This is a genomic window from Yoonia sp. GPGPB17 (assembly GCF_037892195.1).
Classification (GTDB): domain Bacteria; phylum Pseudomonadota; class Alphaproteobacteria; order Rhodobacterales; family Rhodobacteraceae; genus Yoonia.
The window spans coordinates 1,187,396-1,202,962 of the sequence record NZ_JATACI010000002.1; the positions used below are offsets into that span (position 1 = coordinate 1,187,396).

The window sequence follows — 15,567 nt, forward strand, 5'->3', positions numbered from 1 at the left end:
AGCCCCGTCAGAGCAATCTGACGGGGCTTTCTCTTTTGTATGCAACGGGTTGATCAGCGATGCTCAACCCCATGTCGTCGGATCCAGTCTCAGCAAAGTTGATAATTGCGCGTAGATCTGCGGTTCATCGCGCTTCAGCTGATCCGGCCTCTCAAAAAACGTCTCAATCGCTACGGCAAAGAACTCTTGATGGTTCGTGGCCGCGTAAGGGTCCAAAACCGCAGGTTTGCCACGTTCTACCGTCTGCTCATGGCGTGCAAAGGCGTCTAGGAACACCCGTTCCCACTCTGCAAAGGTCTGGCCTTTTCCAAACACCGGAACACCATTGGTCTGGCCCGACAGATCATCCAACTGGTGGGCAAATTCGTGCAGAACGACGTTTTTGCCGTCCTCCTCGTTCGCGGCCCCTTGCTGGCTATGATACCAAGACAAAATCACCGGGCCTAGAGACCAGCTTTCGCCCAAACGCACGACTTCTTCTTCGCGCACAACATAGCCGTCGTGCACCTGTGTGGTGGACTTGAATGCCCCCGGATAGATCAGGATTGTCCGCAGGTTCTTGTACCACGCATCGCTGTTGGCGATGATCAGACAGGCTTGTGCTGCAATGGACAGCCGCATTTCCTCAGTCACGTCCAGCCCATCGCAACCAATGAATGTGACCTGATCGAGGAAACGGTTGATCTTGCCCTCAAACCCCGGCCGCAACACCTGTGGGAGCCTGCGACTGATCGGTACCTCTTGAGCAATCACTCTGCGTTGATCATCGCCCAGCGCACTTGCTAACAATGTTTGGATGCGCGTCCGCTTTTGCCAGGCGCGATAGCCAAAGATGGCCAGAAGACCCGTAATCAGGATAAGAACCACTGTCATTGCAAATACCTATAGCGGAATTGTTGATGTACAAGCCATCGCCCTGCGGTACCTTGACTAACGCGTCATTCATGCTTGTTTGTAAGCCAGAACCCTGGCTAGAGGTATTTTCATGAGACCCAAACTCTGCGCGACGCTGTCCCTGATTGCTTTCGCACCTATCGCCTATGCCGATGTTACGATCAGCCACGGCTATTCCACCTTCGGCGATCTCAAATACGGGCCTGATTTCACGCATTTTGACTACGCCAACCCCGATGCGCCCCAAGGTGGCACCATGAGCCAGCGACAGCTCTACGGCACCCCAACATTTGACAGCCTCAACGCCTTTATCATTAAGGGCGACGGCGCGCCCGAGGTTCAGGTGCACATCTATGACAGCCTCATGGTACGCGCCAATGATGAGCCCGATGCGCTCTATGGTCTGGTCGCAGCAACGATCGAGTACCCGGATGATCTGTCTTATGTCACTTTTAACATGCGCCCCGAAGCAAGGTTTCATGACGGCGCACTCATTTCAGCGCAGGATGTCGTGTTCACCATCAACGCGCTGAAAACGGACGGGCACCCTTTCTACCGCAACCGTTTTGCAGACATTCTGAACGTCGAAGCCGAGACGGACCTGCGTGTCCGCTTTGATCTGGCCGAAGGCGCAGGCAGCGGACTTCTGGGTGCAATTGCAGAGCTTCCGGTTTTGCCTGAACATTTCTACGATACAGTCCCGTTTGCTGATAGCTGGATGGATATTCCTCTTGGGTCTGGACCGTATGAGTTAACAAACGTTGATGCCCCCCGTACGCTGACCTTTTGTAAGCACGAAGATTACTGGGCCGCCAGCTTGCCTGTGAACGTCGGCCGCAACAATTTTGACTGCTTCAACTACGAATACTTTGCCGATGATACCGTGGGGCTAGAAGCCTTTGCCGCCGGTGAATACCACCTGCGGGTGGAAAACCGCTCGTCTTCGTGGGCGACCGGCTATGACTTCCCCGCAGCGCAAGCGGGACATGTCAAAAAAATACTTATCCCCGATGGTCGCCCAGGAAGGGCACAGGGCACGTGGTTGAATATGCGCAGTCCTGTGCTGCAAGACATCCGCGTCCGCCAAGCCCTTGGTTACGCCTTCAACTTCGAATGGACCAACGCGACGATCTTCTATGATGCCTATGGGCGGACTGACAGCTTTTTTGAAAACACGGACATGCAGGCCAGCGGCCTGCCCGAAGGTGCTGAACTGGCTTTGTTAGAGGAGTTTCGCGATCAGCTCCCGTCAGAGATTTTCACCGAACCCGCCTTTGTCCCCAACACCAGCGGTGACCGTCCGCGCGACCGGGCTGCACTGCGCCGCGCTGGCGAGCTGCTTGATGCCGCATGCGGCTGGGTTGTGGGCGATGATGGCGTTCGCCGCAATGCTGCCGGAGAGCCGATGCGCCTCGACTTCCCCGACAGCAGCCGCAGCCTCGAGCGGATCATGATCCCCTACACCGAAAACCTGAAGGCCCTAGGCATTGACATCGAATACGATGTGATTGACCCCAGTTCATGGACGCAGCGCAGGCAGGCCTTTGATTTTGATCTGTCGCATACCGCGTGGTCTGTGCTGACCACACCCAGTTCCGAACTGCGGGCGTTCTATGGATCAGCGGCGGCCGATGCTGAAGGCAGCAATAACCTGACCGGCCTTGCCGATCCGGTAGTGGATGCATTGATCGAACGGGTTGTCGTGGCCGAAAGTCGGGACGAACTTAACACCGCCGTGCGCGCGCTCGATCGGGTATTGCGGTCGAAACACCTCTGGGTGCCCGGCTGGACAAGCAAAGATCACCGCGTCGCGGTCTGGGACATCTTCGGCATCCCCGAGGAACCCGCCCCATATGATTTCTTCCGCAACATGGAGTTCTGGTGGTTTGACCGTGAAAACTACGACGCATTGGTTGCCGAAGGGGCATTGGATCCCGGACTATAAAACCGGGAAATGTCGAAAACGGACATGATCTGACACGACGCGCGCGCATACTTGGCCCCGCAAGGCCAAGGATCACTACGATGAATACCCACTACCGCGATACCCGCAAAATCGACCCGACCCGCGGCGCAACGCTGGGCGATGGCACCCCCAACGATCAGGACCGGGTCGAGATTGGCCCCACCCAACTGGCCTTCAGCGAATGGGCCGCCGCAGGACTGCAACTGCCCAATCTGCCCGCGATGCGCGCCTGGCGTCACAAGCGATTGACCGATGCGGTGAACGCGCGAGACTACGGCGGTATCTTGATGTTCGACCCGCTCAACATCCGCTACGCGACCGACAGCACCAATATGCAGCTTTGGAACAGCCATAACCCGTTCCGCGCCTGCATCGTTTGCGCGGACGGTTACATGGTGATGTGGGACTATAAGAACGGGATGTTCCTGAGCAAATTCAATCCACTCGTGAACGAACAGCGCACTGGCGCGGACCTGTTCTACTTCGACCGTGGTGACAAACTCGAACCTGCGGCAGACAATTTCGCCAATGAAGTCCGCGATCTTATCGTGGAGCACGGCGGCGGCAACATGGCACTTGGCGTCGACAAACCCATGCTGCACGGCCTCCGCGCGCTAGAGGCGGTCGGTTTCACCGTCCACCCCGGCGAGGAGCTAACCGAGAAGGCGCGCAGCATCAAAGGCCCTGACGAAATCCTCGCCATGCGCTGCGCCAGCTACGCCTGCGAAGCCGCCTGCTATGCAATGGAAGACGCCGCGCGTGCCGGTGTGCCCCGAGGCAATATGTCAGAAGATGACATCTGGGCGGTCCTACATGCCGAAAACATCAAACGCGGTGGCGAATGGATCGAAACGCGGCTGTTAACCTCTGGCCCCCGCACGAACCCGTGGTTTCAGGAATGCGGCGGGCGGATCGTGCAAAACAACGAAATCGTGGCCTTTGATACGGACCTAGTGGGTGCCTACGGCATCTGCGTTGACATCAGCCGCACATGGTGGATCGGCGACCAAAAACCGCGTCCCGATATGATTGAGGCGATGCAAATCGGCGTCGAACACATCCGGTACAACATGGATATGCTGAAACCCGGCGTGAACATCGAGGACCTCAGCCGGAACACCCATGTGCTGCCCGACAAGTACCAGAAACTTAAATACGGCTGCCTGATGCATGGCGTAGGTCTGTGCGATGAATGGCCTCTGGTGGCCTACCCCGACAAGATGGTCCCAGGTGCCTTCGACTATGAATTGCAGCCCGGTATGACTCTATGTGTCGAGGCCCTGATCAGCCCCGGGGGCGGCGACTTTTCCATCAAACTGGAAGATCAGGTACTGATCACCGAAGACGGCTATGAGAACCTGACGAATTACCCGCACGACCCGGCCTTGATGGGGCACTAACGGGTCAAAGAGACATCTGCCAGCACACCCAGGTGATCGGAGCCCAGCAGAGCGCGATACTGTACTCTGCCGCCGCCCGGTGCATGGACATGATCGAGCATCAGGGGCACGCCACGCAAGTCCAGTGTTGAGCGCACTGGCTGTGCTACTTGCAGGTCTGCAATCTTTTGCAATGATCTAACGCTATTTGCCCAGGGAAAGATGTTGAAGTCTCCCGCTATCACCACCGGTCCTTCCATTTCAGACAGCACCTCGGTCGCGGCTTGCGCCGAGGTGGCGTTCGCATAAGGGAAAGGCCAACTCAGATGCATAGAGGCCACCCAAACCTGCCCATCACGATGCTCGATCATTGCCGCTGCGACCGCCCGCCGCTCCGTACACGTCTGCTGGCGCATCGGCGTCCGGGAAAGGACGGCGATACCGTTCCACCCATTGAAGGTGCACATATGTTGGTACGGGTAAACGTCTTGCAACCCGGCCAGCATCGCACCATTCCGGAGCGAGACTTCTTGCAAGGCCACAACATCTGCTTCGCTCGCGCGAATGTCAGCGGCAAGTGCGTCGCCCTCGGGGTTTCCGTACCACATGTTCTTGGAGTAAATCCGCAACTCTCCCGCGGCTGGCGCGGCAAAGAACATCGGCACCGTCGTCGCTGCCCCCAGCAAAGCAGTCCCAGCAAGCATCAAACGCAGGCGCACGCGCATTGGAAAGACCAGCACTAAAAGACACAAAATGGCAAGCGGAAGTCGCAGTAAAGATAGGCTGTCAAATGCAGGATGCAAAGCACCCGCAAAGCCCAAAAGTACAGCCAGGATCAGGCAGAATGCCCCTGCCTGCGTCATTAGAACCAAGAATCTCATTGTCGTAACATCTCTCACCTTGCCGCGATTTCCGCCAATAAGCGTTGCCGCATACGCATTTGACACCCATGTCTTGCGCAGAATTTATGCAGACCGCAAAAGAAAGGTCCTAAGATGCCAACCGAAAAGCTCACTTTCACCGGGCATGCAAGCAACACGCTTGCCGCGCGCCTTGATCTGCCCAATGGCCCACATCTGGCGACAGCCCTCTTTGCGCATTGCTTCACATGCTCAAAAGACATCACATCGGCCCGCCGCATCGCCGCGCGCCTGTCGTCGATGGGGATCGCCGTCTTGCGGTTTGATTTCACCGGGCTGGGCCATTCAGAGGGTGAGTTCGAAAACACCAGCTTCACCTCCAACGTCGATGATCTGATCGCAGCTTGCGAAGCGCTGGACGCCCGAGGCATGTCGCCTTCGCTGATCATCGGGCATTCGCTGGGCGGTGCAGCAGTACTGAAAGCGGCCCCAACGATGGAAAGCATCAAAGCTGTCGTGACCATCGGCGCACCCTACGACCCCGAGCATGTAACCCATAACTTTTCGGACTCGATTCCAGAGATTGTTGACCAGGGTGTCGCCGAGGTCTCACTCGGCGGCCGCCCTTTCCGCATCGGAAAAAACTTCGTCGAAGACGTCAGCAAAGCCAATCTGAAATCCTCCATCGCGAAACTGGGCGCGGCCCTTCTGGTGCTGCACGCCCCCCGCGATGCAACGGTGGGCGTCGAGAATGCCTCTGACATCTTCCTTGCAGCCAAACATCCCAAAAGCTTTGTGACTCTGGACGATGCCGACCACCTGATCACACGGCCCGCTGACGCTGAATATGCGGCAGACGTGATCGCGGCATGGTCCAAGCGCTATCTCAAACTGGAAGAGCCCAAACCGCTGACGACCGTCCCAGAGGGGATCATGCGGGTCACCGAAGCCGATGCGAACGGCTTTCTGCAAGACATCCAATCCGGCCCCCACCACATGCTGGCTGATGAGCCCGCTAAGTTCGGCGGCACCAACAAAGGGCTCACCCCCTATGGGCTGGTGTCAGCGGGTCTGGGGGCATGTACTTCAATGACCATCCGCATGTACGCGCGGCGCAAGGGCTGGCCTTTGACTGGCGTCAACGTCGACATCACCCATGCTAAAGAGCATGCAGCCGATGCGGCGGACCCCGGCGCTAAAGTCGATCACTTTGATCGCGCGATCAGGCTTGAAGGCAATCTTGATGATGAACAACGCGCGCGACTTCTTGAGATCGCAGACAAATGCCCCGTGCATCGCACACTGGAACGGGCCTCAACGGTCTCGACACATCTGGCATGAAAAAAGGCGCAGCGGTTCGCTGCGCCTTGTTTTATTCTCTCGGTAAGTGCTTACGACCGCGCGTTACCAAACAGCTTCCACAAGCCAGGTATCAGCAGCGCTGCAAGACCAAGTTTAAGCGCATCACCAATCACAAAAGGTGTCAGGCCAACTTCAATGGCCCAAGCCAGACCTTTGCCTTCATAAAGCACCGTCAGCCAAGCAACACCAGGCACATAGATCAGCGCGTTCGCTACCAGCAGCGCGACGACCATCAACAACACCGAACGATCCCAGCCAGCACGGGCTGCAATACCAAGTGCCAAAGTAGCCAGCACATAACCGACCAGATAGCCACCGGTGCTGCCCATCATGTAGGTCAGCCCGTTGAGTTCCGCCGTGGAGTTTTGGAAGATATCAAACCCAAGCATACCAATAATCATGTAGCCGATGATTGTGGTCAGGCCCAAACGCGGGCCATATGCAGCACCGATTGTCAAAACGGCAAATGTGCCCATGCTCAGCTCGACCGGGCTACCGGGCACGGGTACTTTGACCTTGGCCAGTATTGCCAGCGCCAAGATACCAAGAACCACCATCACAGCCTGTTTGACGCGCAGTGCCGTGCCTTCAGATGGACCAAAGGCCTCTGTCAGAACTTTGTCATTGAGTGCGAGGGCCATGTGCCGCTCTCCCCTATTATTTGTTTCGTCACGGTTTTATTGCCCATGCCGCGACGCAGCGCAAGTCAGATGGCGCTAACATGGGTCTTTCCGATATCTTGGATCACGGCGGTGACGGCATTGGCGCGTAGATCGAGGTCGAGACATAGTTCTTGCGCGGCCCGGTCACGGTCCAAACGGCAGTCCATCGCGGCCAGGTGGTAAAGTCATAGCGCACCTTGTAAAAATCACCACCACAAGGATGATCTGTGCCTATGGCGTGATCAGATGGTACGAATTGATGGAACAAGCCGCCATCAGAAAAAGTCACTGTCACCAGATCAGGTGAAAACGTCCAAAGATATTGCCGGGTGGCTTCCAAATGCACACCATTCTCTAGCGTCAAGGTGCCGGTCTCATCGTATGTCAGGCGGGTCGCATCGACCTGAGTAAAGGTCGCGTTGCCCGCTAGCGCCCCATGCTGCCCGTTCAACTGGTCACGGATGGTGCGTTGTAAAGACCATCTGCCAACGAAATCCTCCGGCGTACGTGTCACGGGGCAAACATCCCGTCAGTTACACTGCCGTCGATACCGATAAACCGGATCATCCCCTCCATTTTGGCGATATCATAACAATCCCACTGATCGCCCGGTGGCCACTGGCTGCAATATTGATCATCGCGCACGACCCAATAGCCCCAGCTATCCTGTCCCGCACTATAAAGCGTACGCCCCGACGCATAAAAACGCTGTGTCGCGTTTTCATAGATCACCGTCTGATCCGTCAGCACTTCGGCAATCTCGGCCCCATCCATGGACTTCCAGTCGTCGGCAAACACACTGCCCGGCAACAAGAGCAGCACCATTAACACCCGCACCATTCATATCTCTCCCTTGAGGGTTCTGGCCCCGCCCCTTATGACGCGTCAGGAATCCTCTGCCCACCCTACATCAAGAAGGTGTTATCCATGATCCCTCGTTATTCTCGCCCGGAAATGACCGCCATTTGGGAACCAGCCACGAAATTCCGCATCTGGTACGAGATCGAGGCCCACGCCTGTGACGCACAAGCAGCGCTGGGTGTGATCCCCAAGGAGAACGCCGAAGCAGTCTGGAAAGCCAAAGATGTCGAATTCGATGTGGCACGCATTGACGAAATCGAGGCGGTCACCAAACATGATGTCATCGCCTTCCTCACCCATCTGGCCGAACACATCGGATCAGACGATGCCCGGTTCGTGCACCAGGGCATGACGTCATCAGACGTGCTGGACACCACACTAAACGTCCAACTGGTCCGCGCCGCCGATCTGCTGATTGCCGATATGGACCGCGTTCTAACCGCCCTGAAAACTCGCGCCTATGAGCATAAAGATACTGTCCGCATCGGGCGCAGCCACGGCATTCATGCCGAGCCAACCACCATGGGCCTGACCTTTGCCCGCTTCTATGCGGAAATGGATCGCGGTCGTGCGCGCCTTGTGAACGCCCGCGCGGAGATCGCCACCGGTGCCATCTCGGGCGCTGTCGGTACTTTTGCCAACATCGACTCATCAGTCGAAGAACACGTCTGTGCGCAGCTGGGCCTCAAGCCCGAACCAATCAGCACCCAGGTCATTCCGCGCGACCGCCACGCGATGTTCTTTGCGACGCTCGGTGTGATTGCGTCCAGCATCGAAAACATCGCCACCGAGATCCGACACATGCAGCGGACCGAGGTGCTTGAAGCCGAAGAGTTCTTCTCGAAAGGCCAGAAAGGATCTTCCGCGATGCCACATAAACGCAACCCCGTGCTGACCGAAAACCTGACCGGTCTGGCCCGCCTGGTGCGCATGTCCGTCGTGCCTGCGATGGAAAACGTGGCGCTTTGGCATGAGCGTGACATCAGCCACTCGTCGGTGGAGCGCGCGATCGGACCAGACACAACGGTCACCCTCGACTTCGCCCTGAACCGTCTTGCTTGGCGTCGTCGAAAAGCTGGTGATTTACCCCGACAACATGCTGACCAACATGAATAAATTCCGCGGCCTGATTATGTCGCAGCGGGTTCTTCTGGCCCTGACGCAAGCGGGCGTCAGCCGCGAAGACGCGTACAAACTGGTGCAGCGAAACGCCATGAAAGTGTGGGAACATGGGGCCGATTTCAAAACCGAACTCCTCGCCGATGCAGACGTTTTGGCCGCACTCTCTCCGGCGGAGATCGAAGAGAAATTCGATCTCGGGTATCACATGAAAAACGTTGATACGATTTTTGCGCGCGTCTTTGAGACACACTAGAGGGTCAGCGACCTGACAGCCCAACCAGCGGCGTTCAGGTCTTTATGGCGGCGTACCTAGATCTTGGATGGCGCGTGTACCGCACTTTGCGGCAAGGCATGGGTCGATTGCTTAAGACCGATAGGCTGTGTCGGTGTCACGTCCGCCTCACGCGAAGCTCTTGGCCTGATCCCAGCGATCTTACCTTTCATTGCAACATACTTCCGATTGTCATGCGCATTGATGTAGGGTTCGCCGATCGGATAAACCGGGTATCCCAACTGGCGCATTGTGCGGGCAAACACCGGTGGGCAAAGCGCCATAATCTCGGTTCCGCCATGTTCGTGCGCTTGTGCAACAACACCGTCAAGCAGCATCGCCAAGCATTCAGAGCGTTCCGCGTGTGTCTTGATGTCTTCCGAAATCACGATGCGCGTTGCTTCCCAGATTGTGGGCGTGACTTCTGCCTCAGGCAGGATGTCCTCTGGGATGCCGATCAGTTTACCATCAACGGCATCACGTAACATATAAGTATGCGATCCCCATTGCGCGGTTGTTGCCATTGTGCGCATCCCGCCAACAACCTTACCGTCCTTCAAAACAAGCGAATAGTACGCCTTTGGGTTGTCGTATTGATCCATCTCCACATCATCGTCATGCGGGATGTCCCAGCCCAGCTGATCCACAAAAAACTGTTTGCGCAGCGCCAGGAACTCAAAGAACGCAGATCCGTACTTGTGCAGCTCTGTCAGGTTAAAAGTGATATTCTCCATAATCTTCCCTCTGGTTGTAGCCAATGTGGCGACGGCCCCCACCACCGCCGATGTTAATGTCACCAAGACGTTAACAATTTAGGTCTAATTGTTCAGAAAGTAGAAAAAAAGGGATATGTGCTTTTCAGACCAGCCCGTACTGGTTAGCCAAGGCCGCAGCTTGCGTACTTGTTTTTGCACCCAGTTTAAGTTTGGCGTTTTTGAGCCGTTGCTTGACCGCACCCTCACTCACGCTCAACTCAAACGCGATTTCCTTGAGGCGCTTGCCGTCTTTGACCATGCCCAAGGCCTCTAGTTCAGCTTTGGTCAAATTCGTCGGAGGCGCCGTTTCATTGTGGCGGCGCGACAGATACGCCTGCAAAAGCTTGATCTCAAGATCGGTATATTCGCGGTCAGATCGCGTAAAAGATGCAAAGGATCGCTGCGCATCAGCACTGCTGTCGAACACAGAAACGGTCACGCCATACCGCATGCCAAAGGTCTGCGCCTGCGCGATGATCCGCTTGGGATCATCAACGGGAAACTCGCTCCAACGGACGGCACCAATGTTGCTGTAGGCCCACCTAAGTACAGGATCAAACAAGGCAAATCGTTGTTTCGTGTAATGAGCCACCCAGTCTTTCGGCAGCTCATTCACTTCTTCCATCGGGAAGGCGAAGCCGATCCGCAACGCAATATAATGGCCGGACGGGGCGAGTTGCCCAATCTCATCCAGACCAAGAAGTTTCGACATTCAGCTACCCCGGTAGAACCTTCCTCACGAAAAGCTCTTGTTCATATGACCGTGTTAGCCCTAAACTATCAAGACCACGATCAGCGGGACATTATTTCGTTATTGTACGGCTTGGCAACTGGAAAGCGAGTTGAGTTAAATGAGTTCTACGCAATTTGAGATTAGCGAAACACTAGGCAAGCTGCACGAGATCGCACCAGCAGGGTACGCATTGGGCTTTCATGTGGAATATACCACCCCTAAATTCGTCTTTCAGACGTACCCAAAGGCTTGGCTAGACTACTACTCCAGCAACGGATTGATCATGAGCGACCCAATGGTCGCCTGGGGTTTTGAGTTTACCGGCAGCCAGAAATGGTCAGATTTGGAAGATCCCGCTGGCGTCATGCAGAAAGCCGCAGACTATGGCATGAAGTATGGTGTTGTGATCGCCGTCGCATCGGATGACAGCCGCAGTATTGGCGGGTTCGCCCATCCTGACCGCGAATTCACGGACGAAGAGACGGCACAGATAGAAGCGATGGTCATCAGTATCCATGACAACACCGCAGATACCGCTCAGCTTGATGAAGGCACGGTCGAACAACTTAAAAAAATGTCAGTTATGGTTACGCATCCGGGTTCCTGACGCCCTGTACTAACCAAACTTTTACGGTCAGCAGGCTATACGTGTTTCATGAATATGCACGTATCGCCTTTGTCTGAACAGCCACTGACGCGGCGCCGAAAGGCCGCCATGATTATTCAGATGTTGCTGGAGGATGGAAACACCCTCGCTCTTGGTCAGCTGCCTGAATCACTGCAACTCCAGCTCACTGACGAATTGGGCACGCTCAGGCTGGTGGACAAAGCCACTGTTTCTGCCGTCGCCGAAGAATTCACAGCCGAGTTGGAGGCTGTTGGCCTCACCGCCCCTGGTACCCGCGAGGGGGCGATCACCGCACTTGCTGACCATCTCAGCCCCGGCATCGCTAACAACCTGCGCAACCAGCTGGAAAGCGTACGCAATGGCGATCACTGGCCCATCGTGGTTGATCTGAGTATTGAGCGGATTCTTGCCATTATGATGGCCGAAAGCACCGCAATCTGTGCGGTTGCCCTATCAAAACTGCCGGTTTCAAAGGCGGCAGAGGTCTTGTCACGGACACCCGGGGAACGTGCGCGCCGAATCACATACGCAATGTCGCAAACCGAAAACATCCCACCTGATGCGGTCCGCCGCATAGGGGCCGCCTTGGCAAAGGAATACGGTCATCCGGCTGATGTTGCCTTTGACAAAGCACCGGTGCAGCGTTTGGGAGCTATCCTTAACTCCACAGTCACCGACACACGTGAAGACGTTCTTGATGGCCTGAGCCAAGAGGACGCTGATTTTGCCACAAATGTCCGCAAGGCGATTTTCACCTACAAAGATATCGCCCCACGCGTCAAACCCACCGACATCCCCAATGCAATCCGCAATGTGGATAGCGATGTGTTGATCACAGCGATCGCAGCCGGGTTGAAAGGCGACGATACGCTGGTGGCATCGACAGAGTTCATCCTCGGAAGCATATCTCAGCGTATGGCAACGCAGTTACGCGAAGACGCCGAAGAACGTGGCCATGTTAAAAAAGCCGATGCAGAAAAGGCGATGTCAGCGATCACCACGGCCATCCGCGAAATGGTTGATTCTGGCGTCATTACCCTGATTGACCCGGACGAGGTGGACGAGGACGACAGCGACCAGGGCGAATAGTGATTCACGTTCCCAAAGGAATGGTTTACACTTTGGCCCATGACTGAAGACACCGCATTCGATGGACGCCGCTGGCATGATATGGGGGGCAGCGCCGCTGGCCCGGTGCCCACTGACCAGCATGATTTTTCACTTTGGGAGAAGCGTGTTGATGCGCTGATGATTATCACCTCTGGAAAAGGGCACTTCACCGTCGATGGCCTGCGCCGTGTACTCGAAGATATGGGTGAAGAGGCTTTTGAGACGATGACTTACTATGAGCGTTGGATCGCATCGGTGAACCAGAACCTGATTGAAGCTGGGGTTTACACCACCGCCGAGCTTGCGAAACGCATGACCGACGTGGCCGCACGTGGCGCCACTTATGGCGAGGCGGCAAGTGAGTGAGCGCCAGTATATGCGGGTTCGGGCAGACATGCCGCCGGGCCATGTACGTACACCGAACTACCTGCGCGGCAAGGTCGGTTGGGTCGAGCGGACCCTTGGTCCCTTCCCCAACCCGGAACAACTCGCCTATGGCAACAAGGCCGATCCGCTCCCGCTGATGCGGGTTCGGTTTTCCATGGCAGAAGTCTGGGGTGACACATCTCAGACCTCTAACGACACGATCGATGCAGAAATTTATAGCCACTGGCTCGAACCGGCAGAGGCCCCACATGCCACATGATCATCACGACCATTTATCACCCTCGGGTCACCCCTACCGACCAGATGACGATCACCCGCTGACCTATTGGCAACAAATGGAAATCGCCGTTCGCGAGTTGCTGATCGAAAAAGGTGTAACAACGGCACAGGAGATTGCAGCACAGATCGACGCGATGGATGCGCGTAGCCCGGCAAACGGCGCGGCTGTCGTGGCGCGCGCCTGGACCGACCCAGTGTTCCGCGATGCTTTGCGCGCGGACGCCAGTGCTGCCACCCGCGAGATGGGTTTTGACATCGGGCCAATGCGCCTGATCGCGCTGGAAAACACTGACACAGAACACAATGTCGTCGTCTGCACCCTATGTTCTTGCTATCCCCGCAACCTTCTGGGCTTGCCCCCCGATTGGTACAAATCCCGGGCCTATAGATCCCGCACCGTCAAAGAACCACGCAAAGTGCTTGCTGAGTTCGGCGTCACGCTACCCGAAACCACCACGGTGCGCGTCCATGACAGCACCGCTGATATGCGGTATGTCGTGATCCCTGCACGGCCCGCCGATACCGAAGGTTGGAGCGCTGATGACCTGGCCAAGCTGGTTACCCGCGACAGCATGATCGGCACCGGCTTGCCCAAATCGCCAGACGCTGCGTGACAGCAGAAACGGCCCCCTCAGGAACCAGAGCCGATTGGCTGGCGGACCGTGCGTTGCGCGGGCTCATCAACACATTGATGCGTTTGCCATATGAAAAGCGTGTCGTCATGATGGGCAGCGCACTGCGCCGCGCGATTGGCCCGCTGACTGGTTATCGCAAACGGGCCGAGGAAAACCTTGCCCTCATCTATCCCGATATGGGCATGATTGATCGCTAAAGCAACTGGCCGGGCAATGCTGCGACAATTTCGGGCGCACCATCATCGAAAACTATTCCTGGAAAGAGTTTGGCCAGCGGCTGGACCAGACCCAAGCAACGGGCGATGGGCTTGATGCCCTCGCCGAGGTCACCAAAGCAGAAAGACCCGTCATCTTTGTCACCGCCCATTTTGGCAATCACGAGGCCCCGCGCCATGTTTTGACGAGAATGGGCCATACCATCGGCGGGCTCTACCGTCCGATGCAAAACGCATATTTCAACGATCACTACGCCAAGACCATGACATCCTGGGGTGGACCTGTCTTTGCACAGGGGCGCCGCGGCACCATGGGCTTTGTCAGACATCTGCGCGGGGGGGGACTGGGTACGCTGCTATACGATGTGTCTGCACCCGGCGCGCGATTGCCATTTCTGGGGCATCCGGCGCGCACTTCATTATCGGCCGCAGAGATCGCCCTGAAAATTGACGCGCTTGTCATCCCCTATTTCGGGATCAGACAGGCAGACGGGCTGTCATTTCAGATCGAGGTCGAAAGCCCAATCGCACCCGCAACGCCGGAACAGATGCTCCTAGAGATGAATGCCCGGCTGGAAGCGCAGATCGCCCGTAACCCCGCGCAATGGTTCTGGGTGCATCGTCGCTGGAAATAGCTTTCAGCGCAATTCAGCGGCGCCGACAATCGGCCCGTTTGTCGCCTGTTGCACAATGATAACAACAGGGCTGTCACCTGGAGCATCAGCCTCGAGCGCGAGAGCTGTTCGCCCGTCCCAGCGCCCGATCACATCCCAGGATGTAACGATATTGGCATAAGTCAGATTACGGCCCGCATTTTCCCCACGACGGATCGCAACAGTCTCTTCCGGCGTATAACGGACCAGTTGCACAACATAGTCACCGCCGCGGCCCGCTGCGGCACTGACAAAGACATTGCTACCCCGCCGGGTCAGTTCCACATCGACCGGGTTTCCTTGACGACTATGCGCCTGTACAACATCCATCACCTGCATTGGGCGCGACCCAATCACATGATCAACTCCGCCAATCACCATCTGTGGGGTGTAGACCGTGGTTGCATTTGCCGCCCGTGCATAGGCATGCTGACGCTGTGTATACTCGGCACTGGCAAAGCTGTCTTTCCAGCCGATGTAGTCCCAATAATCAACGTGCAGCGCCAGAGCGATGACATCATCGCGTTTGGCAAGATCATGCAGCATCGCATCCGCAGGCGGGCAAGACGAGCATCCCTGCGACGTATAAAGCTCGATCACCACAGGTCCGTTCTCGGCTGTGGCATATGTTGCATTGAACAAGCCAACAAAGGACAAAAGTGCTAAGATGGAACGCATGAGCAGACCCCGGGAGTTTGTATTTGTCCACCCGGTGTAGTCAGCTTCGGCTGAAATAACCAATCAACCAATTGCGAGTGAGGCGTTAGCAATGTTTCAGTTGCAAACGCTGTTGAT

At 56.3% G+C, this 15,567-nt stretch carries 18 protein-coding genes and 1 pseudogene; 11 read left to right on the plus strand and 8 right to left on the minus strand.

Annotated features, from left to right (window positions below):
- Nucleotides 1-63: 63 nt before the first annotated feature.
- Nucleotides 64-873, minus strand: a complete 810-nt coding sequence (locus QTO30_RS06445; protein ID WP_340423278.1) for a M90 family metallopeptidase — start codon at nt 871-873, stop codon at nt 64-66.
- A 112-nt stretch (nt 874-985) separates the two neighbouring features.
- On the opposite strand from QTO30_RS06445, the gene QTO30_RS06450 reads away from it, so the two are divergent.
- Both QTO30_RS06450 and dddP read left to right on the plus strand, forming a co-directional pair.
- On the plus strand, nt 986-2,839 hold the full coding sequence (locus QTO30_RS06450) for an extracellular solute-binding protein (protein ID WP_340423280.1): 1,854 nt from the start codon (nt 986-988) through the stop codon (nt 2,837-2,839).
- 80 nt (nt 2,840-2,919) lie between these two features.
- Entirely contained in the window at nt 2,920-4,260 is a 1,341-nt protein-coding gene (gene dddP / locus QTO30_RS06455) for a dimethylsulfonioproprionate lyase DddP (protein WP_340423281.1), read from the plus strand.
- On the opposite strand, the gene QTO30_RS06460 is transcribed toward dddP, so the two are convergent.
- A complete protein-coding gene (locus tag QTO30_RS06460; RefSeq protein WP_340423282.1) occupies nt 4,257-5,120 on the minus strand; it encodes an endonuclease/exonuclease/phosphatase family protein in 864 nt (287 codons plus the stop codon). The genes dddP and QTO30_RS06460 overlap by 4 nt on opposite strands.
- A 114-nt stretch (nt 5,121-5,234) precedes the next feature.
- Between QTO30_RS06460 and QTO30_RS06465 the strand changes: the two genes are divergently transcribed.
- Nucleotides 5,235-6,440 (plus strand): bifunctional alpha/beta hydrolase/OsmC family protein, encoded by a 1,206-nt coding sequence (locus QTO30_RS06465; RefSeq protein ID WP_340423283.1) that lies wholly within the window; start codon nt 5,235-5,237, stop codon nt 6,438-6,440.
- 50 nt (nt 6,441-6,490) lie between these two features.
- Here QTO30_RS06465 and QTO30_RS06470 read toward each other — a convergent pair whose 3' ends face one another.
- From QTO30_RS06470 to QTO30_RS06480, 3 genes are all read right to left on the minus strand, one after another.
- On the minus strand, nt 6,491-7,102 hold the full coding sequence (locus QTO30_RS06470; protein WP_340423284.1) for a biotin transporter BioY: 612 nt from the start codon (nt 7,100-7,102) through the stop codon (nt 6,491-6,493).
- 103 nt (nt 7,103-7,205) lie between these two features.
- The gene (locus QTO30_RS06475; protein ID WP_340423285.1) at nt 7,206-7,637 is read right to left on the minus strand and encodes a DUF6314 family protein; all 432 of its coding nucleotides are present in this window, start codon (nt 7,635-7,637) and stop codon (nt 7,206-7,208) included.
- Complete coding sequence (locus QTO30_RS06480; RefSeq protein ID WP_340423287.1) at nt 7,634-7,963, minus strand: hypothetical protein; 330 nt, start codon at nt 7,961-7,963, stop codon at nt 7,634-7,636. Before QTO30_RS06480 ends, QTO30_RS06475 begins: the two co-directional genes overlap by 4 nt.
- An 87-nt stretch (nt 7,964-8,050) precedes the next feature.
- Here QTO30_RS06480 and purB point away from each other — a divergent pair.
- Nucleotides 8,051-9,359: pseudogene (purB, locus tag QTO30_RS06485) on the plus strand (adenylosuccinate lyase).
- 56 nt (nt 9,360-9,415) lie between these two features.
- Here the strand turns inward: purB and QTO30_RS06490 are convergent.
- Both QTO30_RS06490 and QTO30_RS06495 read right to left on the minus strand, forming a co-directional pair.
- Entirely contained in the window at nt 9,416-10,111 is a 696-nt protein-coding gene (locus QTO30_RS06490; RefSeq protein ID WP_340423289.1) for an acyl-homoserine-lactone synthase, read from the minus strand.
- 124 nt (nt 10,112-10,235) lie between these two features.
- Nucleotides 10,236-10,844, minus strand: a complete 609-nt coding sequence (locus QTO30_RS06495; RefSeq protein ID WP_340423290.1) for an autoinducer binding domain-containing protein — start codon at nt 10,842-10,844, stop codon at nt 10,236-10,238.
- 139 nt (nt 10,845-10,983) lie between these two features.
- Here QTO30_RS06495 and QTO30_RS06500 point away from each other — a divergent pair, with 139 nt between their 5' ends.
- Genes QTO30_RS06500 through QTO30_RS06530 form a run of 7 tightly spaced genes read left to right on the plus strand, consistent with a single transcriptional unit; the run spans nt 10,984 to nt 14,754 of the window.
- Complete coding sequence (locus tag QTO30_RS06500) at nt 10,984-11,472, plus strand: autoinducer binding domain-containing protein (protein ID WP_340423291.1); 489 nt, start codon at nt 10,984-10,986, stop codon at nt 11,470-11,472.
- Between the two features lie 48 nt (nt 11,473-11,520).
- Nucleotides 11,521-12,582, plus strand: a complete 1,062-nt coding sequence (locus QTO30_RS06505) for a FliG C-terminal domain-containing protein (protein WP_340423293.1) — start codon at nt 11,521-11,523, stop codon at nt 12,580-12,582.
- Nucleotides 12,583-12,621: 39 nt separating this feature from the next.
- On the plus strand, nt 12,622-12,969 hold the full coding sequence (locus QTO30_RS06510) for a ScnB-like protein (protein ID WP_340423295.1): 348 nt from the start codon (nt 12,622-12,624) through the stop codon (nt 12,967-12,969).
- A complete protein-coding gene (locus QTO30_RS06515; RefSeq protein WP_340423297.1) occupies nt 12,947-13,249 on the plus strand; it encodes an SH3-like domain-containing protein in 303 nt (100 codons plus the stop codon). The genes QTO30_RS06510 and QTO30_RS06515 overlap by 23 nt, the downstream gene beginning before the upstream one ends.
- Complete coding sequence (nthA, locus tag QTO30_RS06520; protein WP_340423298.1) at nt 13,239-13,883, plus strand: nitrile hydratase subunit alpha; 645 nt, start codon at nt 13,239-13,241, stop codon at nt 13,881-13,883. Before QTO30_RS06515 ends, nthA begins: the two co-directional genes overlap by 11 nt.
- Complete coding sequence (locus QTO30_RS06525) at nt 13,880-14,101, plus strand: hypothetical protein (RefSeq protein ID WP_340423299.1); 222 nt, start codon at nt 13,880-13,882, stop codon at nt 14,099-14,101. Before nthA ends, QTO30_RS06525 begins: the two co-directional genes overlap by 4 nt.
- Nucleotides 14,102-14,145: 44 nt before the next feature.
- A complete protein-coding gene (locus QTO30_RS06530) occupies nt 14,146-14,754 on the plus strand; it encodes a lysophospholipid acyltransferase family protein (protein ID WP_340425885.1) in 609 nt (202 codons plus the stop codon).
- Nucleotides 14,755-14,757: 3 nt separating this feature from the next.
- Here the strand turns inward: QTO30_RS06530 and QTO30_RS06535 are convergent, their stop codons facing one another.
- Nucleotides 14,758-15,450 carry a DUF1223 domain-containing protein gene (locus tag QTO30_RS06535; RefSeq protein ID WP_340423300.1) on the minus strand — a complete coding sequence of 231 codons (693 nt, stop codon included), beginning with the start codon at nt 15,448-15,450 and terminating at the stop codon, nt 14,758-14,760.
- Nucleotides 15,451-15,567 lie beyond the last annotated feature (117 nt).